Here is a 23,824-nt window from a genome sequence, read left to right as displayed (position 1 = left end):
ATACAATATTTTTTAGATAATCGCTAAAATATCATCCTCGCGCATGATTAGGTAATCAGTGCCTTCTAGTTTTAACTCTGTTCCTGCATATTTACCGTAAAGAACAGTATCACCAACTTTTACAGTCATTGTGTGATCTTTAGTTCCGTTTCCTACTGCAACTACAGTTCCTTTTTGAGGTTTCTCTTTGGCAGTATCAGGAATAAAAATACCTGACGCAGTTTTAGTTTCAGCTGCAACAGGCTCAATAAGTACGCGGTCTGAAAGCGGTTTTATGTTTAAAGCCATGATTTTATATTATTATAAGTTATACGATTTTTTTCTGTTCTATAAACTTTCAGAAACTATGCCATGCTAGAAAAACTGACATTATTTCTTAAAAAAAATGCCAGCTTTGACAGGCTGGCATTAGATTTTTATATTGAGCTAAAATTATTTAGTAGCTGGTGCTGCAGGAGCAGGAGTGTTTCCTTGTGCTGGAGCTGCTGGCGTGCTTGCAGGAGCTTCAGTTTTGTCAATGATTTTAGAATCTGTATCGCTTAAAGATCCAGAGAAGCTTAAGCTTGAAAGTAAAATTAGCACAATTAAAACAGTAGCTAAAGTCCAAGTACTTTTATCTAAAAAGTCAGTTGTTTTTTGTACTCCACCTAACATCTGTGTTCCGCTGATGGTAGAAGACAATCCGCCTCCTTTAGGGTTTTGTACCATGATAACTACGATCAATAGAAAACAAACTATTGTAATTAAAACTAAAAAAATTGAAAATGTGCTCATTACTTAATTATTGTTATTGTTATTTTGTTGTAAAATCTTTATATCCGATATGCGGTCTGCAAAGAAAGTAATTTTTTCTGGATATTTCAAAATTAATATTTCATATGCTTGAATTGCTTTTGTATATTTCTTTTGTTCCAGATATACTCTGGCCAGAGTCTCGGTCATTAAATACGAATTATCCTCTATAGTGGTCTCAATTTGAACTGCTGGAGCGCTTGTTCCAGGTTTAATTGGAGATATTTTCGGATTGGTTTCGATAAATTTATCGATAATTTCAGCCTTCTTTTGTCTCTCTTCTTCTTTAGCGACTTCAATTTTAGCTTGTTCTTCTGGAGAAATTTCGTTTGATCTGTCAATTGGTTCTGTTCGAGATAATTGAAGCCATTCTTGGAACGAATGTTTTTCACTTAAAGAAAAATCCAATGGTTTTCCTATTTCTAAATGTTCTGCGGCTGTTTTGGCAGGTTCATTCGGTTCTTCTTCTTCAATTATTTCTTGAGGCTGTTCCTCATTTTCTTCACGAATCTCTTCTTCTTTATCTTCAGCTTTGACAATTTCTTGAATTATTTCTTTTGGTTCTTCAGGTGCTTTTGTTTCAGCTTCTTTAATAGAAGAAAGAATAGAACGCTCAACAGTATTCATTTTGAATTCTGGAATGATCATCTCTTCGATAACGCTGTCATCGTCTTCTTCTTCAGTCGAATTTGTAGCAGGTTCTTCTACAATGGTTTCTTCTATAATAGGATTAACCTCTGTAAGTTGTTCAGCGTTTGCAGCTTCTGCTTCTTTTATAGAACTTAAAATAGAGTTTTCAATGCGCTCATTTTTAGGTTCTTCTTTAAGTTCTTCGATTTCTATTGGTTCTGGTGCAGAAAGCGTTTCAGAAACTTTTATAGAACTTAAAATAGAGTTTTCAATACGATCAATTTTAGGTTCCTCAGTTTGAATTGGTTCAGGAAGCGAAGCTGCCTCAACTTCTTCTACATCATTTGAAGTGTTAGATTCAACAATTTCGATTTTCTGTTCTACTTCTTCTACAATTGCTGGTTTTTCATAAGTAACCGATTGCGCTTCTTTTATTGCGGCAAAAATAGAAAGATCTATTTCGGGAAGAGGTTTTGGCTCTTCTTGTTTTATTGCAGGTTTTTCAAAAGTTATAGTTTGAGCTTCTCTTATTGCAAGAAAAATAGAAGGATCTATTTCTGGTAATTTTTTAGGCTCTTCTATAATTATTGGTTCATGAGCTTTTATTTCTTCGGCTTGTATAACTTCTTCCGTTTTTGCGACTTCTTCAACTTTTAGAGGTTGTACAACTGATGGTATTTCAATTGAAGGAGTTGGAACTTCTTTAATTGTATCCGACATAGGTTGCTCTTCAAGATCTGTTTTTACTTCAATTGCCTTTTGAATTTGCTCTGGCGAAATTATTTCACTGTCAAAAACAGTAATTTCAAGAAGATCTCTCAGTTTTTGTTCGTAAAAATCATTTTGAATCGAGGTAAAAGCCTCAGAAGTGATAAAATCAAATAGAACAGAACGATCAGACGTGTATGCAGCCGTAACTTTTAAAGCATAATTATACTTAAAACTGTTTTGATTGTAAAGTCCTTTTAATCGTAATGCACGCGCACTTTGAAAATACGGAAATTCATTCAAAACACTTCCTAATGCGTCTGCCTGCTTTTCTGTAATAGCATCGGGTTTGTTCATTAAGTAGGTATAATCGCTAACGTTCATTATTTGTTTTTTGTTTAATCGGTTAATTGTTTAATCGTTTATTTGTTTTTGGCTGTTTTATCGATTAAACGGTTTTACGATTTAACGATTAAACAAACAGGCAAGACTACCATTTTGCCAATGACTCATTAAAGATGTCTTGAGTGATTCTCTCAAAAATAACTCTGATTGCTTCATTTAAAACAGATCCTGTTGGTAAGTCTCGTCCAGGGAAGTCGTAATAGAATTCAAAAGACTTTTCAAAATCATCTGTTTCTTTTCTTTTATTCATAAATCGCACATTAACACGAATCGATAAACGGTTTTGTGCCGCTTGTTGATCTGCAGTTGCAGTCATTGGAGTTATTCGGTAATCTGTAATTTCACCTTCGTAAACCAAATCTCCACCATTACTAACTAAGTTTAGGTTGGTTTGATTCATGATCAAATCCTGCAAAGTCAAGGTAAAAGTTCTGTCGATTCCTGGTTCAATTAAATCTGCATTATTCTGAAAGAAGTTAACTTGAAAAGTTTTAGCATCGATTTTTCCAGTTCCTGTAAAATTATAAACAGAACAGCCACTCAACATAAAAAGGCTTAAAAGAGCAAAAAGAGAATATATTTTTTTCATAATGTTTATTGGGAAAATTCCAATTGAGTTCAAATATAAGTAATTGGAATTTGGAATTTGTTTTTTGAAATTTAATTATTTTTATAAATCGAATTGCTTGATTTTACGATATAAAGTTCTTTCAGAAATACCTAATTCATCAGCCGCAGCTTTACGTTTTCCTTTGTTTTTTTCTAATGATTTTTTGATCATTTCGATTTCTTTTTGTTCTAGACGTAAAATTTCTTCTTCTTCGATAGTTTCGGCAAATAAGTAATTGTCGTCTTGCATTTGATAATTATCTTCGCGAACAGCAGGAGTTGTCATAACAGCAGTTCTTGGTTCTTCTTCAAAATCAATTTCGCTATCGTTTTGTTGATTTCCGTAAATCTTCTGAATTAAATTTGGATTAATATCCTGCACTTTAGAAGTTCCGTTTTTCATTAACTCCAAAGTCAGTTTTTTCAAATCGTTCAAATCGCTTCTCATATCAAAAAGCACTTTGTACAAAATGTCTCTTTCTGTGCTAAAGTCACTTTCTTTTTTGCTGTCGCTAATAACAGAAGGAAGGTTGCTTCCTTCGGCTGGCAAATAAGATTGTAAAGTAGCAAGGCTGATATCGCGATTAGTTTCTAAAACAGAAATCTGTTCCGCCACATTTCGAAGCTGACGAATATTTCCGCTCCATCTAAATTTCTGTAAAAGTTGCACTGCATCATCATCCAATTTTAAAGGAGGCATTTTGTATTTATGGGCAAAATCGGCCACAAATTTTCTGAACAACAAATGAATATCGTCCTTTCTTTCTCTTAAAGGAGGTAAAGTAATTTCTACAGTACTTAAACGGTAGTACAAATCTTCACGGAATTTACCTTTTTCAATAGCATTAAATAAATTCACGTTTGTTGCGAGCAACGATACGAACATTTGTTTTTTGAACCTGAGACGAACCTACTTTTATAAATTCACCATTTTCCAAAACACGAAGCAATCTTACTTGAGTTGTTAGTGGTAATTCACCAACTTCATCTAGGAAAATTGTTCCGCCATCGGCCACTTCAAAATAACCTTCACGAGTACTTGTCGCACCTGTAAACGCACCTTTTTCGTGACCAAAAAGTTCACTGTCAATTGTTCCTTCTGGAATTGCTCCACAGTTTACGGCAATATATTTACCATGCTTTCTGTGTGAAAGCGAATGTATAATTCTAGGAATATTTTCTTTACCAACACCACTTTCCCCAGTTACCATAACCGAAATATCAGTTGGAGCAACCTGAATGGCTTTTTCAATGGCACGATTTAATTTTGGATCATTACCAATAATCTCAAATCGCTGTTTTATTGCTTGAACTGTTTCCATATTAGATTTTATCTTTTGCCACGAATTTCTCGAATTTCTCGAATTTTTGAAAAAGTGGTCAATGAATAACTCTTTTGTGTTGTAATGTCTTTTTATTAAAATTAACGATAATTCCTAAATCACTATTGGCTAATTTTAAATAATTTATTGTTTGAGCGATATATTCATCAACTATTTCTTTTGATGCTTTTACTTCTAAAATGATTTCGTCATAAACTACAAAATCAGCATAAAATTTATGTGCTAAAACAATTTCTTTATATTGAATATCGTATTCTTTTTCACGTCCATAAGGAATATTATGCTTTCTAAATTCATATTCTAATGCATCTTTGTAAACAATTTCTAGAAGACCACCGCCCAATATTCTATGAACTTCCATGCAAATTCCAACAATTTTATAGTACTCTTCTTTCCTGTATAATTCCATATTTGTTTTTAAAACAAATCTATAGAAATTTTTGAAAGAAAATTCGTGTAAATTAGTGAAATTCGTGGCAAAAAAATTAATTCATGCTACTCAAACCAACAGCTTCACCTTTTAAAGTTCCGCTAGTGCAGCTTGTGATTTTTACGTTTACGAAATCTCCAATTTTGTAATTCTCTTTAGGGAAAACAACCGTTATGCTTTGAGAGTTTCTTCCTGAGAACTCGTCTTTAGATTTCTTAGAAACTTTCTCGACTAAAACTTCAACTGTTTTTCCAACAAATTCCTCACTTCTAAACCAAGCATGTTTTTGTTGTAAATCGACAATTTCTTGTAATCTTCTGGCTTTAGTTTCTTCCTCCACATCATCCTTCATTTTTCTTCCAGCCAAAGTTCCAGGGCGTTCAGAATACGAATACATATAACCGAAATTATATTTTACATATTCCATTAAACTCATTGTATCTAGATGATCTTCTTCGGTTTCTGTTGGGAAACCAGCAATCATATCTTGTGAGATCGAAGCATCTGGAACAATAGCTCTAATTTTGTCAATCAAAGCCATATATTCTTCACGAGAGTGCAGACGATTCATTTCTTTTAAAATTCTATTACTTCCAGATTGAACTGGTAAGTGAATATGTTTACAGATATTTGGATATTTCGCAATAACATGCAAAATACTTTCGTGCATATCCTGTGGATTTGAAGTCGAAAAACGAATACGCATTTTAGGAAAACCAACAGCAACCATTTCTAACAATTGATCAAAATCGACCGCAGTTGCTTTTTGCATTTCAGAAGCATTTACAAAATCTTTTTTCAATCCGCCGCCGTACCAAAGATAACTGTCAACATTTTGTCCTAAAAGTGTAATTTCTTTAAAACCTTTTTCCCAAAGATCTTTAATTTCATTCATAATACTTTGAGGCTCACGGCTACGCTCACGTCCGCGTGTAAAAGGCACAACGCAGAACGTACACATATTATCGCATCCGCGAGTGATCGAAACCAAAGCAGTAATTCCGTTGCTCATTAAACGAACAGGCGAAATATCTCCGTATGTTTCTTCTTTTGATAAAATTACATTAATGGCGTCACGGCCTTCTTCAACTTCAGCCAATAAATTCGGAAGGTCTTTATAAGCATCAGGACCAACCACAAGATCAACTATTTTCTCTTCTTCCAAAAACTGACTTTTCAAACGCTCAGCCATACAACCCAAAACGCCCACTTTCATTTTCGGATTCGTACGCTTTACTGCATTATATTTCTCTAAACGCTTACGAATAGTTTGTTCTGCTTTATCGCGAATAGAACAAGTGTTTACCAAAACCAAATCGGCTTCTTCTAAAACAGAAGTGGTGTTATAACCTCCGTCAGACAAAATGGAAGCTACGACTTCACTGTCCGAAAAATTCATCGCACAGCCGTAACTCTCTATAAATAGTTTTTTAGTATTCTCAGGTTTATTTTCCAAAACAAGACTTTCGCCTTGTTTGCTTTCTTCAATAATCTTTTCCATTGTAAAAATTCAAAGTGCAAAGATAGGGTAATTGAAACGAATATGACAAGATGTCAGATAAAGAATTAACAATGTTTTAAAAAATTTAGATTGCAGATTTTAGATTATAGATTATGTGTTGTTTATCAATAGATATGTACTAGTTGTAAGTTTAAATTCAACTGCAAAAAATCTAAAATCTAAAATCTGCAATCTAAAATAAAGGGATTTCTTGGTTAAAAATCACTAAAAGTTATACCTATATATATTATCGAGATTATTACAGATAAATCTGCAATTTTAAGTTTCATAATATCAAAATACCTCAAAAATGCATTCGTAAGGTTAATATTTAAAAAAATAAATACTTTTGTTGCAGAAAAATAGAGCAATGGCAAAGAATTTAGTAATAGTGGAGTCACCTGCAAAGGCGAAAACGATCGAGAAATTTCTTGGGAGTGATTTTCAGGTGGAGTCAAGTTATGGACACATAGCAGACTTACCATCAAAGGAAATAGGAGTAGATGTAGAAAATGGTTTTAAACCTAAATATGAAGTTTCTCCGGATAAAAAAGCCTTGGTAACGAAGCTGAAGTCACTTTCTAAAAATGCCGAAACGGTTTGGTTAGCATCCGATGAGGACCGCGAGGGAGAGGCTATTTCATGGCACTTGGCGGAAGAATTAAAGCTAGATCGAAAAAAGACCAAACGTATTGTTTTTCATGAGATTACAAAATCTGCGATTCTCAAAGCAATCGATAATCCAAGAGAAATTGACTATAATTTAGTAAACGCGCAACAAGCACGTCGTGTTTTAGATCGTTTAGTAGGTTACGAATTATCTCCGGTTTTATGGAGAAAAATTAAAGGTGGACTTTCAGCGGGTCGTGTACAATCTGTTTCTGTACGTTTGATTGTTGAAAGAGAACGCGAAATACAAAGTTTCAATGCAGTTGCAACTTATTCTATTGTTGCAGAATTTGTAAACGAAGCAGGAAAAGCTTTCAAAGCAAAACTTCCAAAAAACTTCAATACTAAAAAAGAAGCCGAAGATTTCTTAAATCAAAACATTGGTTCTAAATATAAGGTAGCAGATTTAGAAACTAAACCTACCAAAAAATCTCCAACAGCACCTTTTACAACTTCTACGTTACAACAGGAAGCGACAAGAAAATTATACTTGCCAGTTGGAATCACCATGCAATTAGCGCAGCGTTTATACGAAGCCGGACTTATTACTTATATGAGAACCGACTCGGTAAACCTTTCTAAAGAAGCAATGGATGCTTGCACAAGCAGAAATCATAAAATCGTACGGGAAAGAATTCTCTAAACCGAGAACTTTTGCAAATAAAAGTAAAGGAGCTCAAGAAGCGCACGAAGCAATTCGTCCGACAGATATGTCTCGTCACACCGTAAATATCGATCGTGACCAAGCTCGTTTATACGATTTGATCTGGAAAAGAACTTTGGCTTCGCAAATGAGCGATGCACAGTTGGAAAGAACAAACGTAAAAATTGAAGCAGATAACCACAGCGAAATTTTTACAGCTTCTGGAGAAGTATTGCTTTTTGAAGGTTTCTTAAAAGTGTATTTAGAAGGTCATGATGACGATGAAGAAGAACAAGAAGGAATGCTTCCAGCTTTAAAAGTAAATGAGAAACTAGCAAATAACTATATTACAGCTACAGAACGATATTCAAGACCGCCTGCACGTTACACTGAGGCATCTCTGGTTAAAAAATTAGAGGAACTTGGAATCGGACGTCCGTCAACTTATGCACCAACAATTTCTACAATTATCAATAGAAATTATGTTGAAAAAGGAACTCTTGAAGGTGTAGAGCGTAATTATACACAGCTTACTTTACAAAACAGTAAAGTTGGTGAAAAAGTGTTGAAAGAAAATACAGGTTCTGATAAAGGAAAATTGGTTCCTACAGATATTGGAACTATTGTTACTGATTTCTTGGTAAAGAATTTCGGAAATATTTTAGATTATAATTTTACTGCAAAAGTAGAGCAAGACTTTGACGAAATTGCCGAAGGAAATATTGACTGGGCAAAAATGATGCAGGATTTCTACAATCAATTTCACCCGAATGTTAAAGAAGTTGAAGCAAATGCTGAACGCGAAAGTGGTGAAAGAATCTTAGGAAGAGATGCAGACGGAAGGCAAGTTTCTGTTCGTTTAGGAAAATTTGGGCCAATGGCGCAAATTGGAGAAGCAGATGATGAAGATAAAAAGTTTGCTAGTTTAATGGCGGACCAAAATATAGGAAACATTACACTTGAAGAAGCTTTGAACTTGTTCTTGCTTCCAAAAAGTTTAGGTGAATATAAAGGAGAAGAAGTTGAAGTGAATAATGGTCGTTATGGTCCTTATGTTCGTCACGGAAGCGTTTTTATTTCATTGCCAAGAGGAGAAGATCCGCTTAATGTTTCTAAAGAAAGAGCTCAAGAGCTAATTGACGAGAAAGCACTTGCAGATGCACCGATTGCTGTTTATAAGGGCGAAGGTGTTCAAAAAGGTGTGGGACGTTTTGGACCATTCATTAAATGGAACGGACTTTTTGTAAATGTGAGCAAGAAGTATAATTTTGATAATCTTTCTCAAGCTGATGTTGAAGAATTGATCGAAGACAAACTTCAGAAAAACATTGATAAAGTTATTCATAACTGGGAAGAGGAAGGAATTGTAGTAGAGAAAGCCCGTTGGGGGCGTTCTGTAATTCTGAAAGGAAAAATCAAAATTGAATTAAGTAAAGATGTTGATGCAACAAAATTAACATTGGCTCAAGTTCAAGAAATGATTGCCGCTAAAACACCAGCGAAAAAAACACCTGCAAAGAAAACTGCGACTAAAACAACAACGGCTAAAAAAGCTCCAGCTAAAAAAACGGTCGCTAAAAAGAAATAAGTATATAAATGGAATTTGATTTTCTAGAACCAGTTAATGACGGAATTATAAAATTCGTCGGAGCGCTGTCTTCACAAGAGCTTGGAAGCAAAGTTGTCTTTCATACCCAAGATCAGTTTCCTGATATTGAACAGATTAATATTGCTATAATTGGTGTTTTAGAAGACCGTACAAATATCAATATGATTAACGAGGTTAATCTTTCGGCTGTACGTAAAAAGCTATATGGTATGTTTCCTGGTAATTGGGATGCTTCAATTGCGGATCTAGGTGATATACTTGCAGGCGATTCTGTAGAGGATACTTACTATGCATTAAAGAAGGTTACAGCTACATTAATTAAGAATAAAGTCATTCCTATAGTCCTGGGAGGTTCTCAAGATTTGACCTATGCTTTGTATCGTGCTTATGATGATTTAGAGCAAATGGTAAATTTGGTTGCTGTTGATAATAAGTTTGATTTTGGTAAGGAAAACGAGTCAGTTTCAGCCAATTCTTATTTGACAAAAATTATTATTGATGAGCCAAATAACCTTTTTAACTATTGTAATATAGGATATCAGACTTATTATAATTCACAAGAAGAAATTGATTTGATTGAAAAATTATTTTTTGATGCTTATCGATTGGGTGAAATCTCAAATAAAATCACTCTGGCTGAGCCAGTTTTCAGAGATGCAGATTTGGTTAGTATAGATTTGAATTCTGTAAAATCTTCTGCGTCAGCAAATATGGTGACTTTTGAGCCAAACGGATTTAATGGAAAAGAAATTTGCGCTCTAGCTAGATATGCTGGTATAAGTGATAAAGTTTCTTCTTTTGGAATATTTAATCATAATAGCACACTAGCCGAGTCGGTTATTATTTCTCAGATTGTATGGTATTTTATTGAAGGGTATCACTATCGCTCAAAAGAGTATCCGTTTGGAAGCCGAGCAAATTATTTAAAGTATATAGTTCCGTTAGATGATGAAGAATTGATATTCTATAAAAGTGATAAAACAGAACGTTGGTGGATAGAAATTCCATTTGAATCAAATGGGAGCAATAAATTGAAAAGAAATACGTTATTACCCTGTTCTTATGATGAATATTTGTCGGCTTGCAATCAAGAATTGCCAGAAAGATGGTGGAAAGCGCAACGAAAAAATGCTTTATAGACCGAAAATTTAAGTGAAATCTTAAATTTTTAAAACCTGTTTAAAAAGGTTAAAATAAATTAGTAAGAAAATGTTTATAATACATAAAAATTAACGTTTTACATCGATTTTTTGGTACAGTTTGTCGATAAAATATTTTTTTTTATTTTATTTAACATTATTTTTGAACGGTAAAATAAATTCGCAAGTAGTATTGTTTTTTAGATAAATAATAAATACGTTTACGGACTTTTAATAATGAATAGATAATCCCAAATTTATATGAAGAAGTTTATTGCATTTGCGACAATGTTAACACTAGTAATCGGCTGTGGTAAGTCAGGTGACAAAGGTGAATTAGTTGGTGTTACAGGAGGGAAATGGCATCCCGAGAAGCCTTATGGAATGACATTAGTTCCGGGTGGATCTTTTATTATGGGTAAATCAGATGCTGATTTAGCTAACGTAGAAGATGCTCCAACTAAAACAGTAACTGTTCGTTCGTTTTACATGGATGAAACAGAGATTACAAATAGTGAGTACCGTCAATTTGTGGAGTGGGTAAAAGACTCAACAATGAGAGTTCGTTTGGCAATCTTAGCAGACGAAACAGGTCAGAAAGCTACTGATGGAAAAGGTAAAAAAGGCGGAAGTATTGCTGATTATGCTTTTAATGATTCTGATCCAGAAAAAATGACAGCTTATGATAAATATATGTATGACAACTATTATAGTGTTGGTACAAAAGACGATCCGTATGCTGGAAGAAAATTAAACAGAAAAGTTAAGTTAATTAAAGATACAAAAGCATATCCAGATGAATATTATGCTGAAGTAATGGACTCTATGTATTTACCAATTGAAGAATCATATAATGGTTTAAGAACAATTGACGTAAATAAATTGAAATTCCGTTATTCTTGGATGGATATTCAGGTCGCTGCAAAAGCTAAAGTTGGAAAAAGAAGCGACTTCGTAAAAACTGAACAGGTAAATGTTTATCCTGATACTGCAGTTTGGATTAAAGATTTTGCTTATTCATATAATGAGCCAATGCACAATGACTATTTCTGGCACAAGGCTTACGGAGATTATCCTGTAGTTGGTGTGACTTGGAAACAAGCTAAAGCATTTTGTGCTTGGAGAACTTTAAATAAAAATAGCTACATTAAATCTAAGAAAAAAGGACGTGACTTAGTAAATGCTTTCAGATTGCCAACTGAGGCAGAATGGGAATATGCTTCGCTAGAGGAGGTCTGGAGTCTGCAACTTACCCTTGGGGAGGTCCTTATACTAAGAGTGATAGAGGTTGTTTCTTAGCAAACTTTAAGCCAAGTAGAGGAGATTATGTCTGCTGACGAAGCTCTTTACACTGTTGAAGCTAAATCTTACGATGTAAATGGTTACGGCTTGTACAACATGGCAGGAAACGTTTCTGAGTGGACGGATTCAGCTTACAATCCAAACGCTTACGAATATGTTTCTACAATGAATCCAAACGTAATCGATGGTAAAAACCAAAGAAAAGTTGTTCGTGGAGGATCTTGGAAAGACGTTGCTTATTTCCTACAAGTAAGTACTCGTGATCACGAATATGCAGATTCTGCTAGAAGTTATATCGGATTTAGAACTGTACAAGATTATATGGGAACGCAAGTTACCGGAAACAGAAAAAAGTAATTTTATAATTTTATCAATATCCAACAAATCTATTTTAAACCTAAAAAAAAGTATTATGGCATTATTAAGTAAAAAAGCAATGAATTTCGCTTATGGTATGGGAGCGGCAGTGGTAATCGTTGGAGCGTTATTCAAAATTACTCACTTCGAGATTGGACCATTAACAGGTACAGTTATGCTTTCAGTAGGATTACTTACTGAGGCGTTAATTTTTGCGCTTTCTGCTTTCGAACCAGTTGAAGAAGAACTAGATTGGACTCTAGTTTACCCTGAATTAGCTAATGGACAAGCTAGAGAAAAAAAGGCTAAAGCTGAAACTCCAACTGATGCTCAAGGATTATTATCTCAAAAATTAGATTCATTATTAAAAGAGGCTAAAATTGACGGTGAATTAATGTCAAGTTTAGGAAACAGCATCAAAAACTTCGAATCTGTCGCTAAAGGAATTGCTCCAACAGTTGATTCTATCGCTTCTACTAAAAAATACGGTGAAGAGTTATCTTTAGTCATGCAGCTCAAATGGAATCATTAAACAGTTTATATAAAGTACAATTAGAAAGCGCTTCTAGAAATGCTGAGGCTAACAAAGAAATCGCTGAAAACGCTTCTAAATTAAAAGAACAAATGGCTTCTATGACTGCAAACATTGCTTCTTTAAACAGTGTTTATGGTGGTATGCTTTCTGCAATGAGTAACAAAGGATAATTAGTTTTTAACTAGATATTATATTTATTAATTAAGGACTAATTAGAAAAAAATGGCAGGAGGAAAATTAACCCCTAGACAGAAGATGATCAACCTGATGTATCTGGTTTTCATCGCAATGTTAGCAATGAACGTATCAAAAGAAGTTATTTCAGGTTTTGGTTTATTTAACGAAAAATTTGAAGCTTCTAATGTTACATCAATCACAAACAATACTGCTTTATTGCAAGCTTTAGATCAAAAAGCAGCAGAAGCTAAAGGAGAATTTGCAGTAGCAACTGCAACTGCTCATAAAGTTGAAACTATCTCAAAAGATTTTTATGCATATCTAGGAACTTTAAAAGCTCAATCTATAAAAGGATATGAAATTGATAAAGAAACTGGAAAACTACCATACGAAGCTATGGATAGAGGTGATAACATCGATGACTGGTTCACAGGAGATGGTTATACTAAAAAAGGAGATGCAATTATTGTCGCAATCCAAAAGTATAAAGCAGATTTAAAAGCTGCTTTAGGTTCAGATAAAAAATATGCTAACATTATAGCAGAAGTTGAGAAGAAATTTGATGTTTCTGATGTAAAAAATAAAGAAGGTATAAAAGAAAAATACTTAGCTTATCACTTTAAAGGATTTCCTGCAATTGCTTCAGTCGCAAAACTTTCTGCATGGCAGAATGATGTTCAAAAAGCTGAAACTGATGTTTACAACAGTGCTTTAGGAAAAGCTGCTGTTCAGGCTGCTTCTTACAGCAACTATCAGGCAATTGTGGTTTTAGATAAAAATGCTTATTTCCAAGGTGAAAAAGTTACTGGTAAAGTTGTTTTAGGTCGTTATGATGAAAATACTAAACCAGAAAGCGTTTCAGGAGCAGTATTAGATCCAGCTACTGGACAAGCAAAAATTAACTTAACAGCAGGAAGTGTTGGAGAACAAAACATTGGTGGTCAATTCAATTTTATTGAAGACGGTAAAAAAATCAATCTACCATTTAAAGGTACTTACGTTGTAGTTCCAAGACCAAACTCTGCTACAATTTCTGCAGACAAAATGAACGTAGTGTATAGAGGTGTTGTTAACCCTATCTCTGTTTCTTTTGCTGGTGTTGCTGATAATAAAGTTGTTGCTAGTGCTCCAGGTTTATCTTCTGCTGGAAAACCAGGAAAATATAACATGAGCCCAGGTCAAGGTACTGAAACTACAATTTCTGTAACAGGTACTTTACCAAACGGTGATAAAGTAACTGATAAGAAAACATTCAGAATTAAAGGTATTCCTGGTCCAACAGGAACAATTAGAGGTGAAATGGGTGTTGTAAAAGGACCTAGATCTAACCTTGAAGTTGCTACTATTGGAGCTAAACTTCTTGATTTTGATTTTGAAGTTGAGTTAGATGTTGTTGGATTCAATATGAAAATTGCTGGACAACCTACAGTTGTTGTTACAGGAAACAAAATGAATGCACAATGTAAACAAGTACTTTCAAGAGCAGGTAAAGGAGACCAAGTTACTATTTCTGAAATTAAAACTAAACTTGTTGGAGCTGGTAGTTATTTATTGCCAAGAACTGCTCCTGTAATTTACGAAATACAATAATAAAGGTAGTGTAAACTACATTCAATATCTTATAACGATACCACGATGAAAGTAAGAAATTTTTTAATAGCTATTTTTTGTATCGCTGGAGGTTTTGCTTCTAATGCGCAATCTAATTTGCTAAACGCTAAAACTCCTGCTCAAATTGGACTTAAAACTCCTGCTCAATTAATATCTGATAATGATAAGCCTTTGGCTTATGGCTATGTAGATGATAGAGATGTTTTGATGGGAAAAACAACATGGGAAATCATTGACTTAAATGAGAAGATTAATTTTCCAATGTATTTTCCGGTAGATACAGCTAATATTGGTCCTAATAGACGTTCTCTTTATGACGTTTTAACTAAAGCTATTAAAAGTGGAAAAGTTACTGAAGTGTATACTGACAGTTATTTCAACACTAAAAAATCTATGAAAGACATCGAAGGATCATTATCTCGTATTGATACAACAGATGCAGGTAGAGAGTTAATTAACCAATACCCAGATGACTATAAATCACGAGTTGTGAAGAAAAAAGTTGTTTCTGGTAAAGGTAAAAATAAATCAGTTTCTTATGTTGAAGAGACAGTTGGACCTACAAGAACAGTTCCTGCTGAATATATCTTAAAACAAGATCTTACTGCTGCAGATGTTACTCAGTATAAAATTAAAGGATATTGGTATTTTGATAAACGTCAAAGTGAGTTAAAATATCGTTTACTAGGAATTTGCCCAGTAACTCCAGATGTTTATACAATGAATAGTGATGAAAAGGATTATATTGAATTGTTTTGGGTATTCTTCCCAAATGCCAGAGAAGCTCTGCATGAAGCAAAAGCTTTTAATGACAACAATTCAGCTCTTCCGATCTCATTTGATCAGATTTTAAATTCTAGACGTTTTAACGCTGTTATTTACAAAGAAGAAAACCTTTATGGAGATAGAGCTATTAGCGATTACATGAAGGATAACGCACAAAATCAGTTATTAGAATCTGAAAGAGTGAAAGAGAAAATTCGCAACTTCGAACAAGATATGTGGAACTACTAAGTTGATACATAGCATGATAATTAAAAAACTCTTACTACCTTTGTAGTAAGAGTTTTTTTTATGTCTATAATCAATTAATGTTCCGAAGTGATATTGGAATGCATTATTTTTTATTTATGTAGGAAAAATAACAATATTTATAATAAAATTTCGTTTAATGTCTTGTAAAAATTATCATGATGAAAGTAAGAAATTTATTAGTTGCTATTGTTACTGTTCTTGGAAGCCTATCTTCTAACGCTCAGTCTAATTTACTTAATGCCAAAACTGCCGATCAGATAGGAATTAAGACACCAGCTCAAATGATATCTGATAACGACAAACCTCTAGCATATGGTTATGTTGACGATAGAGATGTTTTAATGGGGAAAATGGTTTGGGAAATTATTGATTTGAATGAAAAAATCAATTTTCCGTTATATTTTCCCGTGGATACGGCTAATATTGGTCCCGAACGACGTTCATTATATGATATTTTGACGAGAGGAATCAGAAGCGGAAAGATAACAGAAGTTTATGCCGACAGCTATTTTAATACAAAAAAGTCTTTAAAAGATATTCAAGGCGCACTATCGCGTGTTGATACTACCGATGCTGGGCGAGAGCTTATTAATCAGTATCCTGATGACTTTAGAACGCGTGTGGTCAAGAAAAAGGTTGTTACTGGAACAGGAAAAAATAAAAAAGTCACTTATGTTGATCAAACTGTTGGGCCAACAAGAACTGTTCCTGCTGAATATATTTTGAAACAAGACTTGACAGCTGCAGACGTTAGTATGTATAAGATTAAAGGATTTTGGTATTTTGATAAAAGGCAAAGTGATTTAAAATATCGTCTGCTCGGAATTTGTCCTGTAACCCCTGATGTTTACACGATGAATAGTGATGAGAAAGATTATATCGAGCTGTTTTGGGTTTTCTTCCCCAATGCACGGGAAGTATTGCATGAAGGAAAAGCTTTTAATGATAAAAATTCGGCAATGCCAATTTCGTTTGATCAGATCTTAAACTCTAGATATTTTAATTCTGTTATCTATAAAGAGGAAAATGTATATGGTGATCGTGAGATTAAAGATTACATTAAAGATAATGCACAAAGCCAATTGCTAGAATCTGAAAGAGTAAAAGAGAAGATTCGTAATTTTGAAGAAGATATGTGGAATTACTAAGGTCTTAAACTGAATAATAAGAAAAACTCTTGCTACCTTTGTAGTAAGAGTTTTTTTATTTTATCTATATACTGCACAATGCTTGATTATTTAATCGTCGGATCTGGTTTGGCTGGAATTTCTTTCGCTGAAGTTGCGCTTAAAAACAATAAATCTATTTTAGTTATTGATGACAAGTCTCAGAATTCTTCTAGGATTGCTGGAGGTTTATATAATCCAGTAATTTTAAAACGTTTCAGTGAGGTTTGGAATGCGAAGGATCATTTGGTCCTGATGAATGAGTTTTATGATGTCGTGGAAGATAAATTACAAGAGAAATTTAACTTTAAGATGCCAATTCTAAGAAAGTTTTTTTCTATTGAAGAGCAAAATAATTGGTTTGCGGCTTCTGATAAAATAAACTTAGCTCCTTTTTTGTCAACCAAAATAATTACTAAGAAATATCAAGGTATTGATTCTCCTTTCGATTATGGAGAAGTTCTGCATACAGGTTATGTCAAAACAGGACAATTATTAGAAAGTTACAGAGCATATTTAAAAGAGAATAATTTACTTCTGGAAGAATCTTTTCATAGTTCTTTTTTAGAGATTCTCGATTTAGGAATTCAATATAAAAATATTAAAGCACGCAATATCATATTTGCAGAAGGTTTTGGGTTGCATAAAAACCCTTATTTTAATTATCTTCCTTTGGATGGAACAAAAGGGGAGTTGTTTTTAATAAAAGCACCTGATTTGAAATTAGATTTAATTGTTAATACCAGTGTTTTTATTTTACCAGTAGGTGGCAATTTGTTTAAAGTTGGAGCTACTTACAATTGGCACGATAAAACAGATCTTCCTACTGAAGAAGGAAAACAAGAACTTCTAGATCGTATTAAGGAAATTATAACGTGCGATTTTGAAATTGTAAAACACTTTGCAGGAGTACGTCCTACAGTTGCAGATAGGAGACCATTAGTAGGAACTCACGAAGCGTACAGTTCTATTCATATTCTTAACGGACTAGGAACACGTGGTGTCATGCTTGGACCTGCCTTAGCAAAAATGTTATATGATAATATTGAATCGGGAACTCCAATAGATAAAGAAGCCGATATAAAACGTTTCCACAAAAGATATTTGAAATCTCTTATTCCTGACCGGCCTTAGGATCATAAGAAACAAACATATTAATGTATAGGTTTCTCGAAAGGCGTAATACAAAAGGGAATAAAACCACTAATGTTAGGATAATTGCGATAAACGATTGTTCTATTGTTGCTTCAAAAAAAACAAATGAAACAATAAAAGCAAGAATTCCTACAGCAACATTTAGTGCGTAACTAACATACATTGCGCCGTAAAAAAACGAAGGTTCAATTTGATATTTGAATCCGCAATGGCTACAATTTTCATTCATTTTGAGAACCTTACTTAAATGAAGTGGGTTTTTGTCTTCATACATACTTTCTTTTTGGCATTTTGGACAACTTCCTGTAATGATACTATTTAGCTTGGAACCTCTTTTGAACATTTTAAGTAAATTTTATGGTCTTTAATTCATCTCAATTGTATTTGGATACAGTTTGAATGGGAGAATTTATTTAAAGCAAATATAAGGTATTTTCTGGCTTTAAGCTATTTAATTACGACGAAAACTTATAGCCTGTCTTGGTTTGATGTTGAATTATAATATTCATCTGCACTATTTTCTTTTTCTTAAAATATCAAATTTAGAAGAGGTTTTTAGTTTTTGAATTTTCCAAAAGCTATTGTTTTTCAGTATAAAAACTTCAATTAAAAGTTATACTTTTGCACTTTCAAAATTGTAACAGGATAATTCGCTTGTTTACAGTTTATTTATTTAATGAATATAAAAGGTTTTTTAGCCTTTACTTACAGCAATACATTATGCTTAATATACACAATCTTTCTGTTTCTTTTGGAGGAACCTATTTATTTGAAGAAGTTACTTTTCGTTTAGGCGCTGGCGACCGTGTAGGTCTTGTTGGTAAAAACGGAGCAGGTAAGTCTACAATGCTAAAAATGTTGGCAGGAGATTTTAAACCAGACTCAGGAGTTATTTCTCAAGAGAAAGATATTAAAATGGGATTTCTTCGTCAGGATATTGATTTTGAACAAGGAAGAACCGTTTTAGAAGAAGCATATGAAGCTTTTACAGAAATTAAAATTGTAGAGAAAAAGCTTGAAGAAATCAATCATCAATTGGTTACAAGAACCGATTATGAAAGTGAAGAATATGGGCAGATTATAGAAGATTTGTCTGATTACACACATCGTTTCGATCTTCTTGGAGGGTACAATTATGTTGGTGATACAGAGAAAATCCTTTTAGGTCTTGGTTTTAAAAGGGAGGTTTTTAATAACCAAACTGAAACATTTTCTGGAGGATGGAGAATGCGTATAGAATTAGCTAAATTATTGTTACAGTCGAACGATGTATTGCTTCTGGATGAGCCAACCAACCACTTAGATATCGAAAGTATCATCTGGTTAGAGAATTTCCTTCGCAATTATCCTGGAGTTGTGGTAATCGTATCGCACGATAAAATGTTCTTGGATAATGTTACCAATAGAACAATCGAAATCTCTTTAGGAAAAGCATACGATTTTAATAAGCCATATTCTCAATATTTAGAGTTACGTCACGAAATTCGCGAAAAGCAATTAGCAACTCAAAAGAATCAGCAGAAAAAAATTGAAGAGACCGAAAAATTAATCGAGAAATTCCGTGCAAAAGCTTCAAAAGCTTCAATGGCGCAATCGCTGATTAAAAAGTTAGATAAAGTAGAAAGAATCGAAGTTGACGAAGATGACAATTCAGTTATGAATATTTCTTTTCCTGTTTCTAAAGAACCTGGAAAAGTAGTTATTGAAGCTGAACATGTGACAAAAGCATACGGAGACAAAACGATTTTAAAAGATATCAGTTTATTAGTTGAAAGAGGAAGTAAAATCGCTTTTGTTGGACAAAACGGACAAGGAAAATCGACTTTCATCAAAGCGCTTGTAAACGAGTTTGAGTACCAAGGAAACATTAAATTAGGACATAATGTACAATTAGGATATTTTGCTCAAAATCAAGCTGAATATTTAGATGGAGAAATTACTTTGCTTCAAACAATGGAAGATGCGGCAACAGATACAAACCGTATGAAAGTGCGTGATATGTTAGGTTCTTTCCTTTTTCGTGGAGATGATGTTGAGAAAAAAGTAAAAGTGCTTTCTGGAGGCGAACGTAACCGTTTGGCACTTTGCAAGTTGTTGTTGCAACCAATCAATGTGTTGCTAATGGATGAGCCTACAAACCACTTAGATATTAAATCTAAAAACGTTTTGAAAGCGGCGCTTCAAAAATTCGGTGGAACTTTATTGTTGGTTTCTCACGATAGGGATTTTCTTCAAGGAATGTCTAACATCGTTTACGAATTTAAAGATCAAAAAATTAAAGAATATCTTGGTGACATCAATTTCTTTTTAGAAGCGTACAATCTTGAAAATATGCGTGAGGTGGAGAAAAAAGATGTTATAAAAAAAGAAGCTCCAAAAGAAAAAGAAGTTGCAAAAGTATCTTATGAAGATCAGAAAAAAGGGAAAGCACTTCAGAACAGGTTAAGTAAAATTGAAAGCCAGATTCAGCAATTAGAAAAACAAATTCAGCATGACGATAAAATGCTAGAAACTAATTATGATAAACACATCGAAGATGCTTCATTTTTTACAGCTTACAATAAAAAGAAACAAGATTTAGAACAATTGTTAATTGACTGGGAAGTTGTTTCGGAAGAGATTGATAGTTTTAATGCATAGTTTTAATGCATAGTTTTTTTGTTTTAAATTGCAGGCTTCAAGTTTTGTCTTGACGAGTAATTCTTAACACAAAGCACGCTAAGTTTTTATAGTTTGCATTTACAATGTACAAAGTTCGCAAAGCTTTATCGATAGACAGCTTTGCGAACTTTGCGTTTTTATAAAAGCTTAGAGATCAAAAAAACTTGGCGTTAAAACATTCATTCAGTTTAAAACTTGAAACTTGAAACTTGAAACTTGAAACTTGAAACTTGAAACAAACTACTTAATAATTCCAATAGATCGAGAGTGTTCAATTGCTTTGTCGCTTTCTTTAAAATAACAAACAGAAACATTCAGGCTCTCTAGATTTTTCAGGATTTTTTTTACTTCATTTTTCTGAGCTTTGCCAGTTTGTCTAATATAAACGGCAACAACTGTAACGGGAAATATTTTACAGATTCTTTCATAAAGCATTGGGTCGTGCTGAGAATCATCTCCCATTAAAACGTATTTTAGAGTAGGATAGAATTCTACTACATGTTTGATTTTTTCGAATTTATGATCATGATTTCCTCTTCCGCTCATAAAGAAATCGGTGATTCCTCTTTTAATATCTTTTAAAAGAAAAACTGCTTTTGGCAAATGATTTATTTTAGTGAATTTGGCAATAAATCGATATAAATTCCATTCGCTGCTAGAGATGAAGAAAAAGGCATTTACTTCTTCTAGATTGTCTCTTCCAGCAGAACTTAAAGCTTGATAATGAGCTACGACATCTTTAAAAACTTTGCGGTCATTTACATTTCTAAATAATAAAATATAAAGTTTTCGAAAAAAGTTATTTGTGTGTGAAATCAGAAAAGTATCATCAATGTCAGATATAATTCCTAGTTTTCCTTTGTGAGGTCTTATGAAAGTGCCTTTGCATACAACGGTCTCGTCTTTGTATTTCAAGCTTACCTCATAAGGCATCCATCCAAAATGAGTTTCTTTTTCTAGCGGAATGCAAAAATTAAAAAAACCATCATCTAATGTTTTGGTATGAATTATTTCATTATTATAGTGAAGATAAACATCAAAATTTTTAATGGTTTTTATTCTGAATAATTTAAGGACAGAGGTAGCATTTTTTAATTTTCTTTTTTTCAAAATTGTATTTATGCTCTCTCTTTAAAACGTGTCCCATTACAATTAACTCTTGCTCATTTGCATAACCACGATATAATTGTAGAATTGGTTTCATTAATTACGTATATTTATGTAACTGTAAATTACTCAATTTAATTGGTTTTAAAAATAAAATTTTGAAAAAGAATATACTGTTTGTTGTAAATCCTATTTCTGGAGACTTGGATAAATCGGATTTGATTGATGCTGTAGAAACCTTTGCCGTAATACATCATTTTGATCTGAAAGTGTATGAAACAACTGGAAATAACGATTTAAAAACAATACAATCTTTATACGATGAATCTCGGCCAGAGCGAATTATTGTTGCTGGAGGCGATGGAACTATAAAAATGGTTGCCGAAGCAATGGAAGAGCAAGATGTTATAATCGGGATTTTGCCTGCAGGCTCGGCAAATGGACTTTCTGTTGACTTAAATCTTCCTAATGGAATAGAAGAGAACCTTAAAATAGCGTTTTTGCATCATTATATCGAAATGGATATGATTTGCATCAACGGTAAAAAAAGTATCCATTTGAGTGATCTTGGGTTAAATGCAAATCTGGTTAAAAATTACGAACAGAGTGATGTTCGAGGATTTTGGGGTTATGCATTGCAAGCTTTTACAACGCTAAAAGAATCAGAAGAGCCATTTGTAGCAACAATTTCAGCAAACAATAAAACAGTTCAGCATGTTGCAAGAATGATTGTAATTGCTAATTCGCAGAAATATGGAACCGGAGTCATTATTAATCCAAATGGAGCTATGAATGATGGAAAGTTTGAATTGGTGATTTTGAAAAGTCTTGATTTGCTTTTAATTGGAAAAATTATAACTGGAAATATGCCAATTGATTCTGATGATATTGTGATTATTTCGACCGATAAAGCAGAAATAAAAACAGATTATCCTGTTAATTTTCAAATCGATGGAGAATATTGCGGAGCGCAGACTTCTTTAAAAATTGATATTCTGCACAAGCAAATGAAAATTGCAGTTCCTTAATTTTGTTCGAATTTTATTTAAAAGGATTACGTTCCTGCCATTCTGTTTTAGGTTCTAGATAATTAAAAAATCTAGAAATGTTATGATTAATCAAAGCATTGCTATGTGTAATTAAACCATACATCTTTACAGGTTTGGCACCAACAGAGCTTTTGATTTCTAGTGCGGTTCTAGCAAAAACAATTTCTTTGAATCCTTTCTTGATAGAATAAGCAATCATGTCATAAAGCATGTTTAAGTACAGCATTTTTTCACGCTGAACACTTTCATCATAACCTAAAAAATACGTATCCATTACATCGCCGTTTTTGATTAAAGTGTTGAAACCGATTAGCTTTTTGTCTATGAAATAACCATAAAGAAGAAAGTTTTCTCCCATAATTTCTTTAAAAAAACTAAAATGATTTCGAGCCAGAAAAAAAGTATTGAAAGGAGCATTTTTTGCAACATGAAAATACAAATCGTAAATTACATCTTCGTATTGTTTAATGTCAGAAAGAGACATTTGCTGTTTTACAATTCCTTCCGATTTTTTTCGAGCGCGTTTGTACTGATCACGATATTTTTTAGATAAAGCATCAATATAATCTTGTTCTGTTTTCCAGTTTTTGTTGATTTCGAAAACCATATTCGGCTGTGTAGAAAACGTATAATTGTTTTTGAATTCAGCTTGAAGCGGTTCGATTTCTTTTGCTGTAAAATCTTTTATGCTTGTAATATGAACTTTTTTTCCGCTTTCTTTTAACTCCTTTTTAAGCTGATTAATCGCTTTATGAAGTGTTTTAATTGCTTTTGATTCTTTGATTGTTTTATCAAAAATAAAAGCATTCTGGCCAGTAAGCATGTTGTTTCCGACAAATAAAACGTGCGAAGCAAAATTCTTTAAAGCAAAATTACGAACAGAGGTTTTTAAGCATTTGTCGCGTTCGCCAAAAGACTCGAGTTTTTCTGCAAATAAAAACTGCGTTAAAACAATTCCGATTAATTTTTCTTCTTCAAAAAGTCCAATAAAATGACAAGTCATATTTACCGGAGAAGAATTTTCCAGTACTTCGAGATATTCTCGTGTCAAAAAAATGTTGTTTGTTGCTAGCGAGTTCCATTCTAAAGGCAATAACGATGCGCTTTTATAAATCTGGAAAGAATATGTTGTATTCAAAAGAGTGAGCTAATTTCTTCAAAATTAGATAATATTTGCAATAACTAACGGAG

Annotated in this window: 15 protein-coding genes and 5 pseudogenes; 10 read left to right on the top strand and 10 right to left on the bottom strand. The window is 33.2% G+C overall.

Annotated features, from left to right (window positions below; translation table 11 throughout):
• Window positions 1-12 precede the first annotated feature (12 nt).
• The 7 genes and pseudogenes from P5P87_RS11950 to miaB all read right to left on the bottom strand — a co-directional run bounded on the left by P5P87_RS11950 (window position 13) and on the right by miaB (window position 6,418).
• Window positions 13-288, bottom strand: coding sequence for a co-chaperone GroES (locus P5P87_RS11950; RefSeq protein WP_008467105.1), 276 nt, complete (start codon window positions 286-288; stop codon window positions 13-15).
• A 144-nt stretch (window positions 289-432) separates the two neighbouring features.
• The gene (gene secG, locus P5P87_RS11945) at window positions 433-774 is read right to left on the bottom strand and encodes a preprotein translocase subunit SecG (RefSeq protein WP_278022685.1); all 342 of its coding nucleotides are present in this window, start codon (window positions 772-774) and stop codon (window positions 433-435) included.
• A gap of 3 nt (window positions 775-777) precedes the next feature.
• Window positions 778-2,514: a tetratricopeptide repeat protein gene (locus P5P87_RS11940; RefSeq protein WP_278022684.1), complete on the bottom strand. Its 1,737-nt coding sequence runs from the start codon at window positions 2,512-2,514 to the stop codon at window positions 778-780.
• 106 nt (window positions 2,515-2,620) lie between these two features.
• Window positions 2,621-3,124 carry an LptE family protein gene (locus P5P87_RS11935; RefSeq protein WP_198854318.1) on the bottom strand — a complete coding sequence of 168 codons (504 nt, stop codon included), beginning with the start codon at window positions 3,122-3,124 and terminating at the stop codon, window positions 2,621-2,623.
• A gap of 81 nt (window positions 3,125-3,205) precedes the next feature.
• Window positions 3,206-4,466, bottom strand: a pseudogene (locus P5P87_RS11930) (sigma-54 interaction domain-containing protein).
• Between the two features lie 58 nt (window positions 4,467-4,524).
• A complete protein-coding gene (locus tag P5P87_RS11925; protein WP_198854316.1) occupies window positions 4,525-4,896 on the bottom strand; it encodes a GxxExxY protein in 372 nt (123 codons plus the stop codon).
• A gap of 76 nt (window positions 4,897-4,972) precedes the next feature.
• Entirely contained in the window at window positions 4,973-6,418 is a 1,446-nt protein-coding gene (gene miaB, locus P5P87_RS11920) for a tRNA (N6-isopentenyl adenosine(37)-C2)-methylthiotransferase MiaB (protein ID WP_278022683.1), read from the bottom strand.
• Between the two features lie 370 nt (window positions 6,419-6,788).
• Here miaB and topA point away from each other — a divergent pair.
• The 8 genes and pseudogenes from topA (at window position 6,789) to P5P87_RS11880 (ending at window position 17,795) form a co-directional block, all read left to right on the top strand.
• Window positions 6,789-9,318 (top strand): annotated as a pseudogene (gene topA, locus P5P87_RS11915) (type I DNA topoisomerase).
• Between the two features lie 8 nt (window positions 9,319-9,326).
• Complete coding sequence (locus tag P5P87_RS11910) at window positions 9,327-10,478, top strand: formimidoylglutamase (RefSeq protein WP_198854313.1); 1,152 nt, start codon at window positions 9,327-9,329, stop codon at window positions 10,476-10,478.
• A gap of 261 nt (window positions 10,479-10,739) precedes the next feature.
• Window positions 10,740-12,137 (top strand): annotated as a pseudogene (porK, locus tag P5P87_RS11905) (T9SS ring complex lipoprotein PorK/GldK).
• Between the two features lie 55 nt (window positions 12,138-12,192).
• Window positions 12,193-12,842: pseudogene (porL, locus tag P5P87_RS11900) on the top strand (type IX secretion system motor protein PorL/GldL).
• Window positions 12,843-12,894: 52 nt separating this feature from the next.
• Window positions 12,895-14,439, top strand: coding sequence for a type IX secretion system motor protein PorM/GldM (porM, locus tag P5P87_RS11895; protein WP_278022682.1), 1,545 nt, complete (start codon window positions 12,895-12,897; stop codon window positions 14,437-14,439).
• A 45-nt stretch (window positions 14,440-14,484) separates the two neighbouring features.
• Window positions 14,485-15,474, top strand: a complete 990-nt coding sequence (porN, locus tag P5P87_RS11890) for a type IX secretion system ring subunit PorN/GldN (protein WP_198854310.1) — start codon at window positions 14,485-14,487, stop codon at window positions 15,472-15,474.
• 179 nt (window positions 15,475-15,653) lie between these two features.
• Window positions 15,654-16,643, top strand: coding sequence for a type IX secretion system ring subunit PorN/GldN (porN, locus tag P5P87_RS11885; protein ID WP_278022788.1), 990 nt, complete (start codon window positions 15,654-15,656; stop codon window positions 16,641-16,643).
• Window positions 16,644-16,721: 78 nt separating this feature from the next.
• The gene (locus tag P5P87_RS11880; protein ID WP_278022681.1) at window positions 16,722-17,795 is read left to right on the top strand and encodes an NAD(P)/FAD-dependent oxidoreductase; all 1,074 of its coding nucleotides are present in this window, start codon (window positions 16,722-16,724) and stop codon (window positions 17,793-17,795) included.
• Here P5P87_RS11880 and P5P87_RS11875 read toward each other — a convergent pair.
• A complete protein-coding gene (locus P5P87_RS11875; protein ID WP_278022680.1) occupies window positions 17,776-18,159 on the bottom strand; it encodes a DUF983 domain-containing protein in 384 nt (127 codons plus the stop codon). The genes P5P87_RS11880 and P5P87_RS11875 overlap by 20 nt on opposite strands.
• 377 nt (window positions 18,160-18,536) lie before the next feature.
• Between P5P87_RS11875 and P5P87_RS11870 the strand changes: the two genes are divergently transcribed.
• Entirely contained in the window at window positions 18,537-20,456 is a 1,920-nt protein-coding gene (locus tag P5P87_RS11870; RefSeq protein WP_278022679.1) for an ABC-F family ATP-binding cassette domain-containing protein, read from the top strand.
• Window positions 20,457-20,717: 261 nt separating this feature from the next.
• Here P5P87_RS11870 and P5P87_RS11865 read toward each other — a convergent pair.
• Window positions 20,718-21,681: pseudogene (locus tag P5P87_RS11865) on the bottom strand (App1 family protein).
• Window positions 21,682-21,742: 61 nt separating this feature from the next.
• Here P5P87_RS11865 and P5P87_RS11860 point away from each other — a divergent pair.
• Window positions 21,743-22,612 carry a diacylglycerol/lipid kinase family protein gene (locus P5P87_RS11860; protein ID WP_198854305.1) on the top strand — a complete coding sequence of 290 codons (870 nt, stop codon included), beginning with the start codon at window positions 21,743-21,745 and terminating at the stop codon, window positions 22,610-22,612.
• 13 nt (window positions 22,613-22,625) lie between these two features.
• Here the strand turns inward: P5P87_RS11860 and P5P87_RS11855 are convergent, their stop codons facing one another.
• Window positions 22,626-23,771, bottom strand: a complete 1,146-nt coding sequence (locus P5P87_RS11855) for a peptidogalycan biosysnthesis protein (RefSeq protein WP_278022678.1) — start codon at window positions 23,769-23,771, stop codon at window positions 22,626-22,628.
• Window positions 23,772-23,824 lie beyond the last annotated feature (53 nt).

This window comes from Flavobacterium ginsengisoli (genome assembly GCF_029625315.1).
GTDB lineage: Bacteria > Bacteroidota > Bacteroidia > Flavobacteriales > Flavobacteriaceae > Flavobacterium > Flavobacterium ginsengisoli.
This window is presented reverse-complemented; position numbering and strand designations above follow the sequence as displayed.

Excerpts from the sequence above, each read along its gene's own strand:
- P5P87_RS11950 (WP_008467105.1), bottom strand. The coding sequence starts at position 288 with ATGGCTTTAAACATAAAACCGCTTTCAGACCGCGTACTTATTGAGCCT.
- secG (WP_278022685.1), bottom strand. The coding sequence starts at position 774 with ATGAGCACATTTTCAATTTTTTTAGTTTTAATTACAATAGTTTGTTTT.
- P5P87_RS11940 (WP_278022684.1), bottom strand. The coding sequence starts at position 2,514 with ATGAACGTTAGCGATTATACCTACTTAATGAACAAACCCGATGCTATT.
- P5P87_RS11935 (WP_198854318.1), bottom strand. The coding sequence starts at position 3,124 with ATGAAAAAAATATATTCTCTTTTTGCTCTTTTAAGCCTTTTTATGTTG.
- P5P87_RS11925 (WP_198854316.1), bottom strand. The coding sequence starts at position 4,896 with ATGGAATTATACAGGAAAGAAGAGTACTATAAAATTGTTGGAATTTGC.
- miaB (WP_278022683.1), bottom strand. The coding sequence starts at position 6,418 with ATGGAAAAGATTATTGAAGAAAGCAAACAAGGCGAAAGTCTTGTTTTG.
- P5P87_RS11910 (WP_198854313.1), top strand. The coding sequence starts at position 9,327 with ATGGAATTTGATTTTCTAGAACCAGTTAATGACGGAATTATAAAATTC.
- porM (WP_278022682.1), top strand. The coding sequence starts at position 12,895 with ATGGCAGGAGGAAAATTAACCCCTAGACAGAAGATGATCAACCTGATG.
- porN (WP_198854310.1), top strand. The coding sequence starts at position 14,485 with ATGAAAGTAAGAAATTTTTTAATAGCTATTTTTTGTATCGCTGGAGGT.
- porN (WP_278022788.1), top strand. The coding sequence starts at position 15,654 with ATGAAAGTAAGAAATTTATTAGTTGCTATTGTTACTGTTCTTGGAAGC.
- P5P87_RS11880 (WP_278022681.1), top strand. The coding sequence starts at position 16,722 with ATGCTTGATTATTTAATCGTCGGATCTGGTTTGGCTGGAATTTCTTTC.
- P5P87_RS11875 (WP_278022680.1), bottom strand. The coding sequence starts at position 18,159 with ATGTTCAAAAGAGGTTCCAAGCTAAATAGTATCATTACAGGAAGTTGT.
- P5P87_RS11870 (WP_278022679.1), top strand. The coding sequence starts at position 18,537 with ATGCTTAATATACACAATCTTTCTGTTTCTTTTGGAGGAACCTATTTA.